Genomic DNA, 20,844 nt, shown 5'->3' on the forward strand with positions numbered 1-20,844 from the left:
GTAGAAAATAATTTGTAATTCATATAAAATAAATAGGTTTAAAATTAAAACATCAACTAAAATGAAACATATTCTTGCCAGCATTATAGTCCTATTTATTTTAACAAGTTGCAATAAAACTGTAAAAATGGAAGCTGTTAAACCCAAAGAAAAAGCATCGTTTGTATGGGAAGGTGCAAACGTTTATTTTTTACTTACCGACCGTTTTAATAACGGAGATACTAGTAATGATGTTAATTTTGAAAGGACGGAACAAGCGGGTAAGCTGCGTGGTTTTGAAGGTGGAGATATAAGGGGTGTTACTCAAAAAATTAAGGATGGGTATTTTAGCGATTTGGGTATTAATGCCATCTGGATGACGCCTATTGTTGAGCAAATTCATGGTGGTACAGATGAGGGTACGGGTTTAACTTATGGATATCATGGATATTGGACGCGTGATTGGACGGCTATAGATCCTAATTTTGGAACTAAAGCAGATTTGCATGAATTGGTTGAAACAGCTCATAAGAATGGGATTCGTATTCTATTGGATGCTGTAATAAATCATACAGGTCCTGTAACAGATAAAGATCCAGTTTGGCCAGAAGATTGGGTGCGTACAGGTCCACAATGCAGTTATGATAATTACGAACATACGGTGGCTTGCACACTTGTGAAGAACTTACCAGACCTTAAAACTGAAAATAATAATGCCGTTGCTTTGCCGCCGTTACTAACCCAAAAATGGAAAGATGAAGGGCGTTATGATGAAGAAATAGCCGAGTTAGATGCGTTCTTTGAGCGCACAGGTCACCCAAGAGCGCCACGATTCTATATCATGAAATGGCTCACCGATTATATTACCGAATTTGGTATCGATGGTTACCGTGTAGATACTGTAAAACATACCGAGGAATATGTTTGGCAAGAATATAAAGCTGAGTGCGATTATGCTTTTGCAGAATATAAAAAGAGAAATCCAGAAAAAGTATTAGACGATAATAGGTTTTATTTGGTGGGTGAGGTTTATAATTATTGTATTTCTAATGGGAAAGCATTTGATTTTGGTGACAGAAAAGTAAATTATTTTGATAAGGCTTTTGAAGCTTTAATTAATTTTGAGGCCAAATGGAATCTAGCACAAAGACCAATGGAAGATGTTTTTAAACGTTATTCTAATGTGTTGAATGGCGACTTAAAGGGGTATGGCGTTTTAAACTATTTAAGCTCGCATGATGATGGTCAACCGTTTGATGCTAAACGCGAAAAGTGTTTTGAAACTGCAACTAAATTATTATTGTGCCCGGGTGTATCGCAGGTTTATTATGGCGATGAGTTGGCGAGACCGCTTGTTGTTGATGGTACTGTTGGCGACGCTACGCTACGTTCTTTTATGAATTGGAACGATTATGAAAACAATACAGAAACGCAACCTGTTTTGCAACATTGGCAGAAATTGGGGCAATTTAGAGCTAATCATCCTGCTATTGGTGCAGGTGTTCATAACATGATATCAGAGACGCCTTATTTGTTTACTCGTAGTTTTGAAAAAGGCGATTTTAAAGAGGTTGTTATGGTAGGTTTAAACTATCCAGAAGGAGAAAAAACTATTGATGTTTCGGGTGTTTTTTCAAATGGCGCTAAAATTCGTGACGCGTATTCGGGTAGTTTATCTCAAGTTGTTAATGGGGAGATTTCTATTAATTCGAGTAATACTATTGTGCTTTTAGAGCAGATTTAGATTTCATTTACCTATACTAATAAGTGTTTTATTGGCATATTTTTTTAATCAATTTTAAATCAATTTTGTTTGTGTTTATGGGGTTTTTGAAGGTTTTATTTCATTTTAAAAACCATGCATTCACCTATACAATATTTTTTTAAACCCTTTATATACTATATATTTACTACCTTGTTAACCCAACATAAGTTTTAAATATGAACAAGGGGTACTGTTTTTTGCTTTATATCTTATTAAGTTTTGTGGGTAAGGTAATTTCGCAAGAATTTCCACCAATACAAACTTATACGCCCGAAGATTATGGTGGGGAAAACCAAAACTGGTCTATTTCTCAATCTTTAGATCGATATATTTATGTTGCCAATAATAAAGGGTTGTTGGAATTTAATGGTGCTAAATGGAATTTGTATCACTCACCAAAAGAAACCATTATCCGGTCGGTAAAAGTTATAGACTCTCTTGTTTATACAGGTAGCTTTCGTGGTTTTGGTTCATGGAAAAGAGATAGTTTAGGACTGTTAAAATACACCTCGCTTTCCGAAGCGCTTAAGGTTGAATTTTTAGAAGATGAAGAGGTTTGGAATATTTTAAGATTAGAAGACTGGATTTTATTTCAATCTTTAGATCGTATTCATATTTACGATCAAGTTAAAAAAACATATAGTATAGTCAATTCTAAATCCAAAATTTCCAAGTTATTCAAGGTTGGTAAGCGTTTATATTTTCAGAATGTAAATAAAGGTTTGTATCAAATTGAAAATGGGGTTGATGTTTTGGTTTCTAGTGATGTTGTTCTCCAAGAAAATTTAATTGTAAATATTTTTAAGCAAAACGATGAGTTGCTTGTTCTTACTCAAGATCACGGGTTTTTCAAATATAGCAATGGTGAATTAGAACCATGGACCATTCCTTCGGAACATGTTTTAAATGGTGTAAGTGTTTTTAGTGGTATCCAACTTCAGGATCAAAGTTTTGTACTTGGCACTATTTCTAACGGTTTAATACATTTAACAAACGAAGGGCATGTAAAATACAGTATTACTCAATCTAACGGGTTAAGTAATAATACGGTGTTGTCACTGTTTGAAGATGAAGATCAAAATATTTGGTTAGGTTTAGATAATGGCATTAATTGTATAAATAGTAAATCGCCTTACCTGCAATATTTTGATAACGATGGGATGATAGGGAGCGTTTATGCTTCTAAAGTTTACAAGGGCATGTTGTATCTCGGCTCTAACCAAGGTTTGTTTTGTAAGCCTGTTAATAGTATTGATAAATTTGAGTTCGTCCCTAAAACGCAAGGACAAGTGTGGTGTTTAGATATTGTTGATGATAAGTTGTTTTGTGGTCACAATTCGGGAACTTATTTAGTTGAAGGTAAACAAGTCGAAAAAATATCTAACGCGCAAGGAACTTGGCAAATTAAAACGGTTCCAGACCGGAAAGATCTACTGATTCAGGGGAATTATAATGGATTCAATATTTTAGAGAAAGTTGATGGGAAATGGACTTTTCGGAATAAAATTGAAGGTTTTGATATTTCTAGTCGCTATTTTGAGTTTGTAGATTCACAACATATTTTAGTCAGTCATGAATACAAAGGTGTTTTTAAGGTTGAAGTTGATAGTGAGCTAAGCAGGGCTTTAAGTTTTAAGAAGGATGAATTAGTCGAAAAAGGATTAACCTCTAGTTTTGTAAAGTTTAATGACGAATTGTTATACACCACAAAAAATGGTGTTTTTAAATATCATAATACGAGTAATGCGTTTAAAAAAGATACGCTTTTAAGTCGGTTAATTCATTTTGATAGTTATTCTTCGGGTAAGTTAATTCCAGACTTAGAAACCAATAAATTATGGAGTTTATCAACCACAGGGTTAGATTATTTAACAGCGTCAAAATTAACCGGAGAGCAGAAAATAGAAACCATAATATTTCCTTCGGAAGTTAGAAAAGATATTATTGGTTTTGAAAATATTACGCATATTGACGATGAGCAATTTCTAATAGGGTCTGCAACTGGTTATTTTATTTTTGACTTAAATAAAATTGAAAGTTACCCTTCTAAAATAAGCATAAATCAAGTTGAAGTTAGTTCTTCTAAAGATGAAAACACCTTTAGGTTTGTTGATTTAAATAGCTCACAATCTTTTTTAAATAACGATAATAATTTAAAATTTAGCTATAGTATTCCTCAGTATTTAAAAATACAAAAGCCCGAATATCAATATAAGTTAGAAGGTTTTTATGATACATGGAGTAACTGGAGTAGTAGTGGAGAGGTGTTGTTTGAAAACTTGCCTTATGGCGATTATACCTTTGTGGTTAATGGCAGGGTAGGAAAATCTTTAACTCAAAATTCTGCATCGTACACATTTAGGATAGAGCGTCCATTCTTTCTTTCTAACAGGGCTTTATTAGGCTATGTTTTACTCATCATGTTGTTCTCATTTTTTATGCATATGGTTTATCAGCGTTATTATAAAAAGCAGCGTGAACGACTTTTAATAAAAAAAACAAGAGAATTTGAAGTAAAGGAACTGGAAAATAACCAGAAGCTTATGCGTTTTAAAAATGATAAACTTCGTGAAGATATTGAGGCTAAAAATAGAGAGCTAGGCATGTCTACCATGAATTTAATAAAAAAGAACGAGTTTTTAAATAGCTTAAAAAAGGAACTTACTGGTGTTGAAGATGGAAAAGCACTAAAACACGTTATAAAGATTATTGATAAAAACATTAATAATACGGACGATTGGAATCTGTTCCAAGAAGCTTTTAATAACGCAGATAAAGATTTCTTAAAAAAAATAAAGCAATTACACCCGAGTTTAACCGCCAACGATTTACGTTTATGTGCGTACTTACGTCTAAACTTATCTTCTAAAGAAATTGCTCCTTTATTAAATATCTCACCGCGTAGCGTTGAGGTAAAACGATATCGATTAAGAAAAAAAATGGAACTCGCTCACGAAACAAGCTTAACAAATTACATTTTAGAGTTGTAATACCCACAACATGCCGCTGGTATACCCATACAGCACCACTACAATTAATAATTTAAATAAATTTTAACATATTTCATCAGGAAAAAATTAGCTCTCTAAACCCTAGTGTGTTTAAGGGTTTAGGTAATATTACCTTTTGTTTTTATGTTGTATGTTTTTTGTTGAGGTAAACGGGGGTTAATTTAACACACTTATGGGTTAATTTTACATAACCGCTGCATTTTGTGTGGTAAATATTACTCAACAGCTATTAACTAAGACAACTAAAGTATTAATGTTATGAAAAAAAACTTTTTAAAATTAGTCTTGATTTTATTTTCAACTTCACTCTTTGCACAAGCAGATAAGGTGTTGATTGAGAGTAATAATGAAGGCTTGTTTCTTTCCGTTAATGGAGAGAAATTGATGATTAATGGGATGAATTGGGATTACTTTCCAATCGGTACCAATTATTCCTATAGCCTATGGAAACAATCTGACGACGTTATTAAAGCTGCGTTAGATTCAGAGATGGGACTGCTTAAAAACATGGGTGTAAATGTTATTAGACAATATACAGGTGTACAACCAAAATGGATTAAATATATTTATGATAATTACGGCATTTATACTATGCTTAATCATTCTTTTGGGCGTTACGGGTTAAATTTAAATGGAGCATGGGTTGCTGTAACAGATTATAGTCATAAAGATGCTCAAGAAGTTTTATTGACCGAAGTTTCGGCAATGGCGCAAACCTATAAGAATACACCAGGTTTGTTGTTATTCCTTTTAGGAAATGAAAATAATTATGGTTTGTTTTGGGCAGGAGCAGAAACTGAGGACTTCCCGGACGATGATGAGAAAAAGAGATTTATTGGTGATACGCGCGGTAGAGCAATGTACAAACTAATGAATGAGGCGGCCATTAAAATGAAATCTATTAATACTTCATTACCAATCGCTATTTGCAATGGAGATCTTTTGTTTATAGATATTATTGCTGAAGAATGTAAAGATATAGATATTCTAGGAACTAATATGTATCGTGGTGCATCTTTTGGAGATGCTTTTGATGTTGTAAAAGAAAAACTAAACAAACCTATTCTCTTTACCGAGTTTGGAGCCGATGCTTTTAATGCCATAGAAAATCAAGAAGATCAAAAGTCTCAGGCTTATTATATGGTAGAAAACTGGAAAGATATTTACCAAAATGCTGCAGGTTTAGGAAAAGCAAATAATTCTATTGGAGGTTTTACTTTTCAATTTAGTGATGGATGGTGGAAATATGGTCAAACTACAAATTTAGATGTGCATGATAATAATGCTTCTTGGTCTAATGGTGGTTATGCGCTCGATTTAGAAGGAAGTAATAATAATATGAATGAGGAGTGGTTTGGTATTTGTGCCAAAGGACCAACAAACTCTAGAGGACTATACGATTTGTATCCGCGTGCAGCTTATTATGCTTTAAAAGAAGCACATCAGTTAAATCCTTACATGTCTGGTGTAGATGTAGCTTTTGTTAGTAATCATTTTAAAAACATTTCATTAATGGACGCTGTTTTACGTGCTAGAGGCGACAAGGCAGCATTAAAAGGAAATGGTTCTGATAAGATTAGAATTAGTAATATGAGAGCCGAGTTTACAACTTTTAATACCGGAGGAAGTTTAATTACAACTCCAAATACTGCCGATGCAGACTCGAATACTTATCCAAACGAGTTGGGTTTCGACCATATGCAATCTTACTATATTGGTGTAGAGGGTAATCCTGCACCAAATATGAAAGCAGAAGTTAATGTTAGTATTTTAGGTAATGTAGCAGCCAACCCTATTGATGAAATTTTTTATGAAAATAGAGGGAGACCAGTAACTGTAAATTCAGATGATGGAGATGTTACTATCACCAATCCTAATCGTGTTCAAATTTACAATGCAAGTTATACCTGGACGGCTAAAGATTTTGATGTTCGTGGTTTTTATCGTACCGGCCATTATCACTGGGCTTATGAAGGTGATTTTTTCAATCTTTATCCAGAAGCCAATTATGGTGAAAATTTAGATATTTATAATGGTGAAACTTCTGGTTTTGAAATTGATGGGAAACGTGGTTTAAAAGGATTAAAGGCTGCCTTTGGTCCACAATTATGGTGGGGTGCAAATCCGGCTGTATTATTAAAATACACACGCAAAATAGGCAAGTTTGATGTTACTGCGGTTTATCACGAAGATATTGATGATATAGGTGAAGCGGTAACCTCTATTGCAATTCCATTACCTAAAACACGTCGTGTTACACTTCATGCTAAAAGGCAATTTGGAAATCTTGGTTTCGAAATAGGTGGTATTTGGGGTGGTCAGCCATTAAATGGAAGGCAATTTCAGCTTGTAGAAGGAGAACCTGGAAGTTATATTGTTTACAACGATGAAATAAATAATGAAGATAACTGGGGAGCAAAAGCCAAAATAACTTATCAAAAAGGAGCTATTAACTGGTACGCTCAAGGAGCAGCCATGGGCTTAGTTGCAAATGGTGGTGCCGATCAAACAAAAACGTTTACAGGTTGGAGATTAAAGGATTCTGGTAGTGGCAATCAAACTAATTTCCTTTCTGGATTTACTTATACTTTTGGTGATTTTCAAATAGCACCAAATTTCTTATGGCAAAAGCCAATTGTAGATGCTATGCCTAACGATGTGCAAGCGCCTGGAAGACTTAGAAATATTCAGGACGATCCATTTGCAGTTCGCGCAAATAGAGAAGCTACGGCAGGAGAGCTTTTGTTTTCATTCGATCCAACTCCGGGAACATGGATGTACGATTGGGATAACGATAGGTCGGAAGATGCCAAATTTGCTATGAATTTTGGTTTTGTATACCGCCATCTTCCAACGGCTCAAGATGCTGCTGTAGGGTTTTTAGGTAACAGAACATCTTTTGCTTTTCCAAATTCTGCACCTGCAGAAGATCTTTGGGAGGCGCATTCTAGAATTGTTTCTAAAGTGCATCCAGATTTAGGTGTAATTGCTAATTTTTACGCAGGTAATGGTCAAGCTAATGGTAGTGATGAGCGGATGATTCAACGTGTAGGAGGTGATATTAGACTTATATATAATAAATTAAAGCTAGTGCATTCTTTTAAAATTAATGATTGGGGGCCATTTGATTATCATCGTGATTTTAACTTAACATATCCTGTACAATTAATGCTAGATTTATCTACAACCTTAGGTAAACCCGATTGGTTTATTTTACCCGATACTAAAATTGGAATTAGAGGAACGTGGCGTTCTTTAGATCAATATTCTCCAAGATATAGCCCAAATACAACTACAGAGTTTGCTACAGCACCAGTAATAAGTCCTGTTGGTTTTGGAAATGGAAACGAGTGGGAAATTAGAACCTACATACACATCAATATTGGAAAATAAAAAAGATAGAAAAATGAAAAATATAAAATTTATATCTTCAAAAATCACCTTCCTATTAGGTTTAATTTTTGTTACTCTAGCAAGCTGTGAAAGAGAAGCTTCTGATGCAGTAGAATTTGCTACACACGCCGCTACAGGCGAAGTTTTTATTGATGGATTTGTTGGCGGGTTGGATTATTTTCCTTTCGGAGGATCTTTTGAAGAAGCGTTTTCAGTAGAACAAAATGAAACTTATAGAGGAGATGCCTCTATGCGTTTTGATATTCCTGCATTTGGTGTCGGTTATGGCGGAGCTACTTTCCCAAGTATTAGTCCGCGAGATTTAACAAGTTATGATGCTTTAACGTTTTGGGCTAAAGCTTCGCAAGGCGCCGATATAAACCAAATTGGTTTTGGTATTGATGGAGATGGTAGTAAGTTTCAGGTGTCTTTAAGTAATTTAGAGATATCAACAAAGTGGACAAAGTATGCCATAGCTATTCCAGATGCTACAAAATTAATTGAAGAAATTGGCATGTTTTATTATGCTGAAGGTGCGGAAAATGCAGACGATGAAGGTGGCTATGTTTTTTGGATAGATGAATTGCAATTCGAAAAATTAGGGACTATAGCACAACCACAGCCAGCGATATTAAATGGAGAAGATGTAGTGGAACAAGTGTTTTCTGGAAGTACTATAAACCTGGTAGATCGTGGGCTTACCCAAACATATAATTTATCGACGGGTGTAAATCAAACAGTTACTGCGGCGCCATCTTATTTTACGTTTATTTCATCGGATATTGAAGTTGCAAGAGTGAGCGAGTTAGGTGTAGTTTCTATTGTTGGAGATGGCACAGCTACTATAACAGCTATGTTAGGTAGCGAAAAAGCACAAGGGTCACTTACTATAGAGACTATTGGAGGATTTGATTTTGCTCCAACCCCAACATTGGCGTCAGGTCAAGTTACCTCAATATTTAGTGATGCTTACACCAATGTGCCTGTAGATTTTTATAACGGATATTGGGAGCCTTATCAAACAACTCAATCAGCCGATTTATTTCTTAACGGAGATAATATATTGTACTACACCAATTTTAATTTTGTTGGGACCCAGTTTGCTAATCCAACCGTAGATGTGACTGAAAAATCTACTTTACATCTTAATATGTATATACCTGCTGAAATTCCATCAGATTTAGATTTTTTAATTACAATAAAAGATTTTGGTGCAGATGCTGTTGATGGTGGTGATGACGATACAACGCAACAAGTGTTTTTTTATGCATCTGATTTTACTGCATATACTTGGGCTACATTAGAAATACCTGTAACCTTAGCAAATAAGAACAATATTGGTCTTATTATTTATGAAAATATAAATAACCCAACAACATCATCAATAGAGAGTTTCTATTTAGATAATATTTATTTCCATAACTAAAAAGTTGCTTCTAAAAATAAAAACACGAAAAGATGAATAAAATAAATAAATATAAAAAACGAATTAAAGCGACACTGCTTAAAATTTCCTTGTTCGTATTGCCAATTTTTGGGATAACGAGTTGCGCTACAGATGAGACTCAAACTGTTGCAAAGTTTACAGATTTAGTGATGCAAGATGAGTTTGATACAAATGGTGCTTTGGATAGTTCTATTTGGGATTTCAATATAGGAAATGGAGAAAACGGCTGGGGAAATAACGAGCTTCAATATTATACAAACCGTACAGAAAATGCTGTTGTTCAAAATGGAATATTGATAATGACGGCTAACAAAGAGTCATTTCAAGGTTCTGATTATACTTCTGCTAGAATAATAACAAAAGGAAAGTTTGAGCAAGCTTATGGGCGTTTTGAAGCGCGTATTAGGTTGCCGTATGGTCAAGGTATTTGGCCGGCATTTTGGTTATTAGGAGCAGATATTGATGAGGTTGGTTGGCCACAATGTGGTGAAATTGATATTATGGAAAACCGTGGGCAAGAACCAACTTTAATTAATGGTACAGTGCACGGTCCAGGATATTCGGCAGGAGAATCTATATCGAAAAGTTATGAATTAACAAATGATAGGTTCGATACAGGATTTCACATATTTGGGATTGAATGGGGACCAGAATATATTAACTATTACGTAGATGGTTTTTTGTACAACCAAATAACACCAGATGATGTTACTGGAGAATGGGTTTACGATCATCCCTTCTTTATAATAATCAATATGGCTGTTGGAGGAGATTATGTAGGTGCGCCAAATGGAGAAACTGTTTTTCCTCAAACCATGCTTGTAGATTATGTAAGAGTGTATAAAAATAATTTAATTGACTAAACTGAAAATATTAAAGATTATGAAACAACTAATTAAAAATATAAAGCAAATTTCGATTTTGCTTTTAGTGTTATCCTTTGTGGGGTGTAACAACGACGATGATAATTATCCTCAAATTATAGCAGGATTTACTTATACCATTAATTTAGAAACGGGAACAGTTGTTTTTATAAATATTTCTGAAAACGCGAGTAGTTACGAGTGGTCTTTTGGAGATGAAAACACATCTACGGAAAAAAACCCAATAAATACATATGATAAAAGCGGAACGTATACGGTTGTGTTAGAGTCTAAAAATGTTGCAGGAGCAACAGATACTTTCGAGAGTGAAATAACATTTACAATACCAGAAAAACTGGGGTTGCCAATTAATTTTGATAATGCAGATGTAGTATATAATGCGGCCGTTTTTAACGGTGCTACTTTTGAAATTGTTGAGAATCCAGATGTATCAGGAGTAAACAATGTAGCTTCTAATGTAGGTGCTATTACTAATAGTGGAGCCGAGTATGAGGGTGTTAACTTCGATCTTGGAATTGATATAGATTTGGCAACAGAAAAAACTGTAAGTATGAATTTTTGGGCAGATGCGGCTACAACTGTTTTAATGAAACTTGAAGAAGGTACAGGTGCAGATACTGAAGTTGCAGTGAGTCATACAGGTACTGGATGGGAAACATTGTTATTTAGTTTTAATCCTTCAGATAAATATTCAAGATTAACATTATTTGTGGATGGTCCAGGGAAAACTTTGGGTACATTCTATATGGATGATGTTATGCAAATAGAAACGCCTCCAGCACCATGTACTGCGGAAACTGAAGAGTCTAACAGCGCAGTGGATTTAAACATGACGTTCATGTCAGATCCTACAGCGAGTGTTGTTGCAGATGGTACTTCTTTCGAATGGGCAGCTAATCCTGATTTTGATAATGATTTAAATATGTCTTGTAAAGTTGCTAAAATAACGAAGTTAGGAAGCAATCCTTGGGATAATACTCAAATCAGTTTAGATGCTAAATTAGATTTTGTTGCAAACGCAGGTTTAAAAATGAAGGTTTATTCGGCTGTGCCAGGCTTCACAGTAAGAGTGAAACTTGAAGAAAACGGTGCTCCAGAAAATAACACTGAATTAGAGGTTGCAACTACAAAAACTAATGAATGGGAAGAAATAGAATTTCCATTTGCAAGTACGGAAAGTGAAAAGTTTGATAAGATTGTTATTTTCTTTGATCTTAATGCAGGAAATACAGATACTTATTATTTCGATGATTTAATGCTTTATGGTACAGGTTCAGTAGGAAATGCTTGTGTTGAAGAATCTACAGAAAATAATACAGCTGCGGGTTTAAATATGACTTTTATGTCTGACCTTACTTCTAGTATTACAAATGACAATGCAACGTTTGTTTGGGCGGACAACCCAGATTCTGATAATAGTGTAAATAGTTCTTGTAAAGTGGCTCAAATCACAAAAAGTGGAACTAATCCTTGGGATAATAACCAAATAGATTTAGATGCTAAATTAGATTTAAGCTCAAATGCAGGATTAAAAGTTAAAGTGTATTCGGCTCAGCCGGGTTATACTGTATTATTAAAGCTTGAATCCATTGCTGATCCATCGGTAAATACCGAAATAGATTTAGCAACTACTAAAACAAATGAATGGGAAGAGTTGACTTTCGCATTCACTAGTAATAATGATAATAAATATGATAGAATTGTTTTAATCTTTGATTTAGCAGAAGCAAATACGAATACGTATTATTTCGATGATCTAAAACTTTATGAAAGAACTAGTGGTGGTGGGAGTACTGGAGCATATAGCCTTGATAAACCTATCGATTTTGAGTCTACAGGGTTTGGAGCTAATTGGTCTTGGAATGTTTTTGAGAATGAAGACAATCCACCAGTAGAATTTGTTGCTAATCCAAGTGCGTCAGGCATAAACACATCTGCTCAAGTTGCTAAAATAACAGCAAGACAAGCAGGCGCTCCATGGGTAGGTGCTGAAACAGTACACGGAGAAATGGGAATTACATGGGATCTTTCAGCTTCAAATGCAGTAATCAAAATTATGGTATATAAAACGGTAATTAGCGATGTTGGTATTAAGTTGGCAAATGCTGCAGGAGGTGCGCAAGGAGAGATAAAGGTTGCTAATACTAAAATTAACGAATGGGAAGAATTAACATTCGATTTTAGTAGTAGAATTGGTAATGGACTTGATGGTTCTACTAATATTGATCAAATTATTGTATTTCCAGAATTTACTGACGGAAGATCTTCAGATGTAGTAACTTATTTTGATAATATTACGTTCAATAAATTCGAAGTTTCAACAGAACAGGATGCGACTCTATCAGACTTGAAGGTTGATGGTAATAGCATTTCAGGTTTCAATCCGGATACATTAAGCTATTCTGTAACTTTACCTGAAGGAACAACAACAGTTCCAACGGTAACAGTAACCGAAACTCAAGGAGCTGCCAGTTCTGTAATAACTCCAGCGGGATCACTTCCAGGTGAAACTACCATAGTTGTAACAGCAGAAGATGGGGTAACAACATCTACTTATACTGTTACTTTTACGCTACAAGCATCAGGTGGTAATAGTGGGGATTATAACTTGACACTTCCTATTGATTTTGAACCATCTGGGTTTGGTGCAGGCTGGACATGGAATGTTTTTGAAAACGTAGGGAATTCACCATTAGAATTTGTAACCAATCCAAGTGCGTCAGGAATAAATACATCTTCAACGGTAGCTAAGATTACTGCATTACAAGCAGGAGCACCATGGGTTGGAACTGAAATAGCACATGGTGAAATGGGTATTACTTGGACCGTTTCTGCTTCTAATACGACTATTAAAATTATGGTATACAAAACCGTGATTAGCGATGTTGGAATTAAATTGGCTAGTGCAAATGGAGGGGCTCAACCCGAAGTGAAAGTAGCTAATACGAAAATTAATGAATGGGAAGAGTTAACATTCGATTTCAGTCATCTTCTTGGTATAATAGGTCAAGATGGAACAACTAATGTAGATCAAGTTATTGTTTTTCCAGATTTTATAGATGGTAGAGCTTCAGATAACGTGGTGTATTTTGATAATATTACATTTAATTAAATTTAAATAGGGATAGTTAGTTTAGAGTAGTAGTTTTTAGAGTAAAGGGTTGAGAAAATATTTTCTCAGCCCTTTTTGTTTTAGGTTAGAGCAATGCTTTAATTTTTTAGTGTGTTACTTTGCTTAATAAAGAGTAAAGCATAATTAGGTTGGTTAATTTGCAAGAATTTGTACTGTAATAAGAGAGTGAATTAGTTTGTTCATGGTAGGTGGTGTGTTAAGTATTGTGTGTCAAATCCTTATGAGTTATTATGGCTAGGCATAATCATTTTAACGGTTTCAAGCTTTAATTCATACAACTTGTGGCGGTTTTTTATTTGTGCAAGATCAAGATCAAATGCTACATCCTTTTGGGAGGAAATATGTTTGGGGGCTAAATTAGGGGTGAATCCCATTTTTTTATTCTCAAAATAGCACAACATTTTAGTTTATCGCCTATACATTACCACAACATCGTTGAATTTAGCATGGTTTTAACAGTTTATATCAAAAGAGAGGTTGAACTTTAAAAGCTTGTGTTTATTGGTGATTTAGTAAAATTAACCACCTTTTTTTATGATGTATGTTTTTTGTTGAGGTGATTTTTATTAATATGTTAATTTGTTAACTTAACTTTATGATAAACAAAAACTAAACAAATTTATGAGACACACGCTATTCAAAATTTTAGCTTTATTCTTCATGGCATACTCAGGTGCACAGAATATAGATATAAGCGGAAATGTACAGGACGGATCTGGATTTCCAATTCCTGGAGCGAACATCATTGTTAATAATTCCACTAAAGGAACTACAACAGATTTTGATGGTAACTTCGTATTATCAGGAGTGAAAAACGGAGCAACTATTTCAGTTAGTTATATAGGATATATAACGCAGGAACTAGTAATTACAAGCAACAAAAGTTTAACCATTCAATTAAAAGAAGATTTAGCACAACTAGATGAGGTAGTTGTTGTGGGTTATGGTACGCAGAAAAAGAAAGATGTAACGGGAGCGGTTTCTATTGTAAGCGCTGCCACTTTAGAAGATTTACGCCCAGTAGATGCTGCACAAGCTTTACAAGGTACTTCGGCTGGGGTTTCGGTAACATCACCTTCAGGCTCACCAGGTGGAAATTTTAATATTTTAATTCGTGGTGTAAGTTCTAACGGAGATAATGGTCCTTTAGTTATTATTGATGGTTATAAGGGAGATTTAAACTCTATTAACCCAAGTGATATTGAAACGTTCTCTATTTTAAAAGATGCCCAAGCTGCCATTTATGGTATTCAGGGAGCAAATGGGGTGGTTTTAGTAACTACAAAACAAGGAAAGAAAAACTCTGCAGCTAAAATTAGCTATAATGGTTACACAGGAATTCAAGAAACCACGCGTGAATTACCTTATTTAAACGCTACAGAATATGCTTTAATTTTAAACGAAAGTTATGCAGCCAATGGCCAAGCATTGCCTTATCCAAATATTAGTGGTTTAGGTACAGGTATTAACTGGCAAAGTGAGCTTTTTGATCAAGCACCAATAACAAGTCATAATTTATCTGTTACGGGTGGAGGAGAAAAGAGTACATATTATTTTGGTGGTTCTGTTTTAGAACAAGATGGTATTATTGCTAGCGATAAATCAAATTTTAGTCGTGCAAATGCTAAAATTAAATTAGGATTCGATATTACTGAAAAATTGAAATTCACCACATCGGCTAACTATTTCAATAACAACAGAAAAACAATTGGCGAAAACGCTTTGGGTACACCTCTATTCAACGCTCTTAATTATGCGCCGACATATAGTTTAGATCAACAAGATACATCTGGGTTTTTAGGGAATGAGGTTGTGAATCCAATTTCTCAAATATCAAATACTTTTAATAAGTATTCTGGAAATTCTATTGAGGGTACATTTCAGTTAGAATATGAAGCTTTCGAAGGTTTTAAAGTAACATCTCGTATTGGTTTAAAATCTTATAATGATAACAAAAAGGAGTTTTTTCCAATTGTAGGTTATGGTTCTGGTAAAGTTTTTAATAACGACAGAAGTAGTGTAATACAAACTCAAAACACCAACAACTCTTATACTTGGGATACTTTTGCTACCTATAATAAAGTATTTAACGAAAAGCATAATACAACCTTTACATTAGGTACTAGTGCGCAACGTTCTTGGGGCGATAATTTGCAAGGTACAGGTTTCGATGTTCCAAACAATTCTTGGGAATTTGCCGATATTTCTTTGGCCAATGGTTTAAGTGAAGCAAAATCTACAAGCTCTTATATTTACGATTCACGTTTATCATCTTACTTCGGAAGATTGCAGTACGATTATGATTCTAAATATTTGCTATCTGCTATGGTACGTCGTGATGGTTCTTCAGATTTTTCACCAGAAAACAGAATTGATTATTTCTACTCGGCTACTGGTGGTTGGAAAATTTCTGATGAAGACTTCTTAAAAGATTCTAACGTAATAAACTTCTTAAAACTTAGAGCAAGTTACGGTACATTAGGTAATAATGTTGGAGACGATTTATACCGTGCTTTATTAAGTGGTGAGGCTACTTATGTTCTGGATGGAACATTAGTAACGGGTACGGCTAATGGTAGAATACCTAATCCAGAAGCATCTTGGGAAACTGCAGAGAAACTGGATATTGGTTTAGATATGAATTTGTTTAATAACAAGCTTGAAGTTGTAGCCGATTATTTTATTGAAGACAGAAATGATTTATTAATAGAAAACTTCCCTATTTCAGGAATTTTAGGAGGAGGTGCGCCAGGAGCAGGTTTGCCAACAGTTAATGCTGGTACAACACGTAATAGAGGTGTTGAGTTATTTTTAAACTATAAAGAATCTGTATCTGATGATTTTTCATATGGTGTAAGCTATAACGTTACTAAAATTAATGGAGAAGTAACAGCAGTTAGTAACGGTGTTGTATCCGAAGGTGGTTCTTTTAGTGTAGGACAACCAGCTATTTCTAGAATGGAAGTAGGGCAACCAATAGGTTATTTCTACGGGCTTAAATCTGATGGTATTTTCCAAAATCAAGCAGAAGTAGATGCGGCACCTTCGCAAGTTGGTTTAGGGTCTGCAGCTGCTCCAGGAGATATTCGTTTTGTGGATGTTAATGAAGATGGAGAAATTACAATAGACGATAGAACTTATATCGGTAAGCCTCAAGCAGATTATATTATGGGTTTAAATTTTAATTTCAACTATAAAAATTTCGATTTCAGTGCATATATGTATGCTGAGCTAGGTAAGGAAACAGTACGTAACTACGAGCGTGACCAACCTAACGTAAACCGCTTAAGTTTATATTTAGACCGCTGGACTGGTGAAGGAACAAGTAATTCTGTGCCAAGAGCTACTACTGGGGCAACAACTAATAAATTGTTCTCAGATTTCTATGTGGAAGATTCTTCATTCTTAAGAATGCAAAATATACAATTAGGCTACTCGTTACCACAAGATGTTATCGATAAATTAGGGATTAGCAAATTTCGTATTTATACTAAAGTAAACAACGCTTTTACGTTAACTAAATACCGTGGTTACGATCCTGCTGCAACTAATGGCGACGCTATTGGTGGTGGTATCGATTATGGTTTCTACCCAATTTCAAGACAATTCATTTTAGGCTTAAACCTATCTATATAAAATATTTAAAAGATGAAAAAATATATAAATAAACTTAAAGGATTCTTCTTGTTGGTTTTAGTGCTAGGCGCTAATTCTTGTGGAGATTCTTACTTAGAAGAAGTTGATAGATACAGTATAGATTCTGAAAGCTATTTCAACTCCGAGACCGATTATTACAACGCCCTCGTTGGTGCTTACGATTTAATGCAGTCTACTTACTTAAATGTTATTTTAGGTGAAATAGCCTCAGATAATACCCTTTGTGGTGGAGAAAGTGCAACTGATGTTATGGCTTGGCAGCAAATTGATGATATGATACATACGCCAGTTAATGCGGAATTAAAAAAGCTTTGGGAATGGATGTACGCAGGTGTAAACCGTGCTAACTTTATTTTGGAGTTTCAAGATAAAACAGATTTTGAAGGCAAAGAAATTATTTTAGGTGAAGCTCACTTTTTAAGGGCTTACTATTATTTCGAATTAATAAAATGGTTTGGTGATGTGCCGTTAAAAGAAACACGTTTTGTTTTAGGTGATGAAACAAGTGTTCCACGTTCGCCAGCTGCAGATGTCTATGCTTTAATTGAAGCCGATTTAAAATATGCCGTAGATAATTTAAACTATACAGCTCCACAAGTAGGTAGAGCAACAAAAGGTTCTGCACAAGCTTTGTTAGGTAAAGCGTATTTATACCAAAATAAATTTACTGAGGCTACAACAGTTTTAGATCAATTAATTACAGAAGGTCCTTATGATTTAGTTAGCGATTATGATACAATTTTCGAAACCGATGGAGAGAATAATATAGAATCTGTTTTTGAGGTTCAATATTCCGATGCTGAAGGAGCTGGTTTTGAGTGTTTACAATGTAGTGAAGGTAATGTAGCTGTTGGATTTAATGGTATTAGAAATTACACCGGACCAACTTTCGATTCTGGATTTAGTTTTAACGTGCCAACACAAGAAGTTGTAGACGAGTTTGAAGCTGGAGATTTACGTAAAGATGTAGCTATTTTAGATATAGAAGCTTGGGCAACAGCAAATAGTGCAACTTATGGGGAAGGAAACGAACATACTGGATATTTCAACAGAAAATATATTGCACGTAAAGGAGATTTAAACACGGGCGATCAAAACTTAACAAATCCAAATAATTATCGTGCTATTCGTTTTGCAGATGTGCTATTAATGGCTGCTGAGGCTTATAATCGTGGAGAAATTAGTGATAGTAAGGCACAAGGTTATTTAAACCGTGTGCGTGAAAGAGCGTTTGGAACAGCAAATGATGTAACATCTACGGGAGCAACACTTACCGATGCTATTGCTCATGAACGTCGTGTAGAATTAGTAGGCGAAGGTCATCGCTTTTTCGATTTAGTGCGTACAGGTAGAGGTGCAGAAATCGACGGATTTACGGCAGGTAAAAACGAAGTATTTCCTATTCCTATTGAAGAAATCCAATTTTCAAACGGAAACTGGGCACAAAACGATAATTATTAATAAAAACAGAACATGATGAGATTTATAAAATATGCATTCAGTTTATGTCTTTTTACACTAGTAGCTATTAGTTGTGCAGAAGATGATAATTTAGATTATGCCGATAAAATCACCGCTCCAACAAACGTTACGGCAGCAGTAAGCGTAACACAAGATAACACGGGTATGGTAACTATTACGCCATTGGCGGAAGGAGCTGTAAGTTATAACGTTAATTTTGGCGATGGTTCGGAAGAAGTAACTGAAATTACACCAGGAAATGGTATCGAACACGTTTACGAAGAAGGAACTTACGAGGCTACAATTACAGCAGTAAGTCTAAACGGATTAACTACAATTGTTACACAAAGTGTTGTGGTGTCTTTTAAGGCTCCAGAAAATTTAGTAGTAACTATTGAAAACGATGCGGCTATTTCTAAACAAGTAAACCTTTCTGCTGTAGCAGATTTTGCTACCATGTACGAAGTTTATTTTGGAGAGTCTACAGATGAAACTCCAATGACTTTAAATTTAGAAGAAACCATTTCATATCAATACGCAGAGGCAGGAACTTATACTATTAAAGTTGTTGCAAAAAGTGCGGCTATTGAAACTACAGAATATAGCGAAGAGTTTGTGGTTACAGCAATATTACAGCCTTTAGAAGGTGCTCCAACGCCAATTAGATCAGAAGCCGATGTTCTTTCAGTTTTTAGTGATTCTTATACAGATCCTAGTCCAATAGATTATTATCCTAATTGGGGGCAAACTACAACGTACACACAAATTGAAGTAGGTGGTGATAACATTATTCAATACGGAGATATTACTTACCAAGGAATTGATTTTAGCAGTGTGCCTTTAGATGCTTCTGCAATGGAATTTATACATGTAGATGTTTGGACAGCAAATGCAGATTTTGATGCTAAAATGTCACCTATTAGCGCAGGGCCTAATGAAACTGCTGTGACTTTGGAGTTGAATCAGGATCAATGGACTTCTTTTGATATTCCATTATCTACCTTTACAGATCAAAATCCAGCAGTCGATTTTTCAAATATTATTCAATTTAAATTTGAAGGTGTAAATTCAGGAGCGGGTACTATTTTTATAGATAACCTATATTTCTACAAAGTACCTTCGGATGTTGAAACAGGAATTGTGGGTACATGGAAGGTCGCTTCAACAGCTGGCGCTTTAGGCGTAGGTCCAGCCGCAGGAGATATTTCTTGGTGGAGTTGTGATGACGCTTGCGTTGCGGAAAGAGCATGTTATTATGATGATACTTATGTGTTTAATGAAGATGGTTCATTTGAAAACGTTTTAGGTTCAGAAACTTGGGTAGAAGGCTGGCAAAACGGATCGGATGGTTGTGCTGCTCCGGTTGCACCACATGATGGTTCTAATGCTGCTACTTATGTTTATAACGCAGATGAAAATACAATTACCCTTAATGGTATTGGAGCTTTTATTGGGCTTCCAAAAGGTACAAATACTGGTGAGATTTCAAATCCTGCGGATGCGCCAGAATCAATTGTTTATAGTGCAACATTTATAGATCCGAACACCATATCAGTTGTTATAGAGACAGGAACAGGTTCTGGAACATTTTGGCAATTTACTTTAGTTAGAGAAGGTGTTGTAGCGTCACCATTAACGGGAACATGGCAATTGGCTCAAGAAGCTGGTGCTTTAGGTGTTGGTCCATCAGTTGGCGATATTTCTTGGTGGAACTGTGATGATGCTTGTGTTGCCGACAGAGCTTGTTATTATGATGATGCTTATATTTTTGGGGCTGATGGTTCTTTTAAAAATGTATTAGGTTCAGAAACTTGGGTTGAGAGTTGGCAAAATGGAGCCGATGGCTGTGCAACACCTGTTGCGCCTCACGATGGTTCAAATCCTGCAACATTTATATACGATAATAATGTTTTAACCTTAAACGGTTTAGGAGCTTATATTGGTTTACCTAAAGGAACAAATACAGGAGAACTTTCTAATCCTGCAGATGCACCAGATTTTGTTACATACAATGTATCTTTTATAGATAATAATACAATAAGTGTAAGTATTGAAACAGGTACTGGATCAGGAACATTTTGGCAATTTAAACTGGAAAGAATTTAAAACTTAAG

General features: G+C 35.0%; 9 protein-coding genes. All 9 read left to right on the forward strand.

The genetic code is table 11. The features are described from left to right. Nucleotides 1-61: 61 nt before the first annotated feature. The 9 genes from GQR98_RS06865 to GQR98_RS06905 all read left to right on the forward strand — a co-directional run bounded on the left by GQR98_RS06865 (nucleotide 62) and on the right by GQR98_RS06905 (nucleotide 20,836). Entirely contained in the window at nucleotides 62-1,723 is a 1,662-nt protein-coding gene (locus GQR98_RS06865) for an alpha-amylase family glycosyl hydrolase (RefSeq protein WP_159018866.1), read from the forward strand. A gap of 242 nt (nucleotides 1,724-1,965) precedes the next feature. Continuing rightward, nucleotides 1,966-4,734, forward strand: coding sequence for a triple tyrosine motif-containing protein (locus GQR98_RS06870; RefSeq protein ID WP_233268089.1), 2,769 nt, complete (start codon nucleotides 1,966-1,968; stop codon nucleotides 4,732-4,734). A gap of 279 nt (nucleotides 4,735-5,013) precedes the next feature. After that, nucleotides 5,014-8,148, forward strand: a complete 3,135-nt coding sequence (locus tag GQR98_RS06875) for a glycoside hydrolase family 2 TIM barrel-domain containing protein (RefSeq protein ID WP_159018868.1) — start codon at nucleotides 5,014-5,016, stop codon at nucleotides 8,146-8,148. Nucleotides 8,149-8,161: 13 nt separating this feature from the next. Next, nucleotides 8,162-9,574: an Ig-like domain-containing protein gene (locus GQR98_RS06880; RefSeq protein ID WP_159018869.1), complete on the forward strand. Its 1,413-nt coding sequence runs from the start codon at nucleotides 8,162-8,164 to the stop codon at nucleotides 9,572-9,574. Nucleotides 9,575-9,606: 32 nt separating this feature from the next. Further along, a complete protein-coding gene (locus GQR98_RS06885; RefSeq protein WP_159018870.1) occupies nucleotides 9,607-10,458 on the forward strand; it encodes a family 16 glycosylhydrolase in 852 nt (283 codons plus the stop codon). 19 nt (nucleotides 10,459-10,477) lie between these two features. After that, nucleotides 10,478-13,591 (forward strand): PKD domain-containing protein, encoded by a 3,114-nt coding sequence (locus GQR98_RS06890; RefSeq protein WP_159018871.1) that lies wholly within the window; start codon nucleotides 10,478-10,480, stop codon nucleotides 13,589-13,591. A 642-nt stretch (nucleotides 13,592-14,233) separates the two neighbouring features. Next, nucleotides 14,234-17,248 carry a SusC/RagA family TonB-linked outer membrane protein gene (locus tag GQR98_RS06895; RefSeq protein ID WP_159018872.1) on the forward strand — a complete coding sequence of 1,005 codons (3,015 nt, stop codon included), beginning with the start codon at nucleotides 14,234-14,236 and terminating at the stop codon, nucleotides 17,246-17,248. 12 nt (nucleotides 17,249-17,260) lie between these two features. Beyond that, the gene (locus tag GQR98_RS06900) at nucleotides 17,261-18,730 is read left to right on the forward strand and encodes a RagB/SusD family nutrient uptake outer membrane protein (RefSeq protein WP_159018873.1); all 1,470 of its coding nucleotides are present in this window, start codon (nucleotides 17,261-17,263) and stop codon (nucleotides 18,728-18,730) included. Between the two features lie 12 nt (nucleotides 18,731-18,742). Then, nucleotides 18,743-20,836 (forward strand): hypothetical protein, encoded by a 2,094-nt coding sequence (locus GQR98_RS06905; protein ID WP_159018874.1) that lies wholly within the window; start codon nucleotides 18,743-18,745, stop codon nucleotides 20,834-20,836. The last annotated feature ends 8 nt before the right edge of the window (nucleotides 20,837-20,844 follow it).

Origin of the sequence: Algibacter sp. L3A6 (assembly GCF_009796825.1) — a bacterium.
GTDB lineage: Bacteria > Bacteroidota > Bacteroidia > Flavobacteriales > Flavobacteriaceae > Algibacter.

Excerpts from the sequence above, each read along its gene's own strand:
- GQR98_RS06865 (WP_159018866.1), top strand. The coding sequence starts at position 62 with ATGAAACATATTCTTGCCAGCATTATAGTCCTATTTATTTTAACAAGT.
- GQR98_RS06875 (WP_159018868.1), top strand. The coding sequence starts at position 5,014 with ATGAAAAAAAACTTTTTAAAATTAGTCTTGATTTTATTTTCAACTTCA.
- GQR98_RS06880 (WP_159018869.1), top strand. The coding sequence starts at position 8,162 with ATGAAAAATATAAAATTTATATCTTCAAAAATCACCTTCCTATTAGGT.
- GQR98_RS06885 (WP_159018870.1), top strand. The coding sequence starts at position 9,607 with ATGAATAAAATAAATAAATATAAAAAACGAATTAAAGCGACACTGCTT.
- GQR98_RS06890 (WP_159018871.1), top strand. The coding sequence starts at position 10,478 with ATGAAACAACTAATTAAAAATATAAAGCAAATTTCGATTTTGCTTTTA.
- GQR98_RS06895 (WP_159018872.1), top strand. The coding sequence starts at position 14,234 with ATGAGACACACGCTATTCAAAATTTTAGCTTTATTCTTCATGGCATAC.
- GQR98_RS06900 (WP_159018873.1), top strand. The coding sequence starts at position 17,261 with ATGAAAAAATATATAAATAAACTTAAAGGATTCTTCTTGTTGGTTTTA.
- GQR98_RS06905 (WP_159018874.1), top strand. The coding sequence starts at position 18,743 with ATGATGAGATTTATAAAATATGCATTCAGTTTATGTCTTTTTACACTA.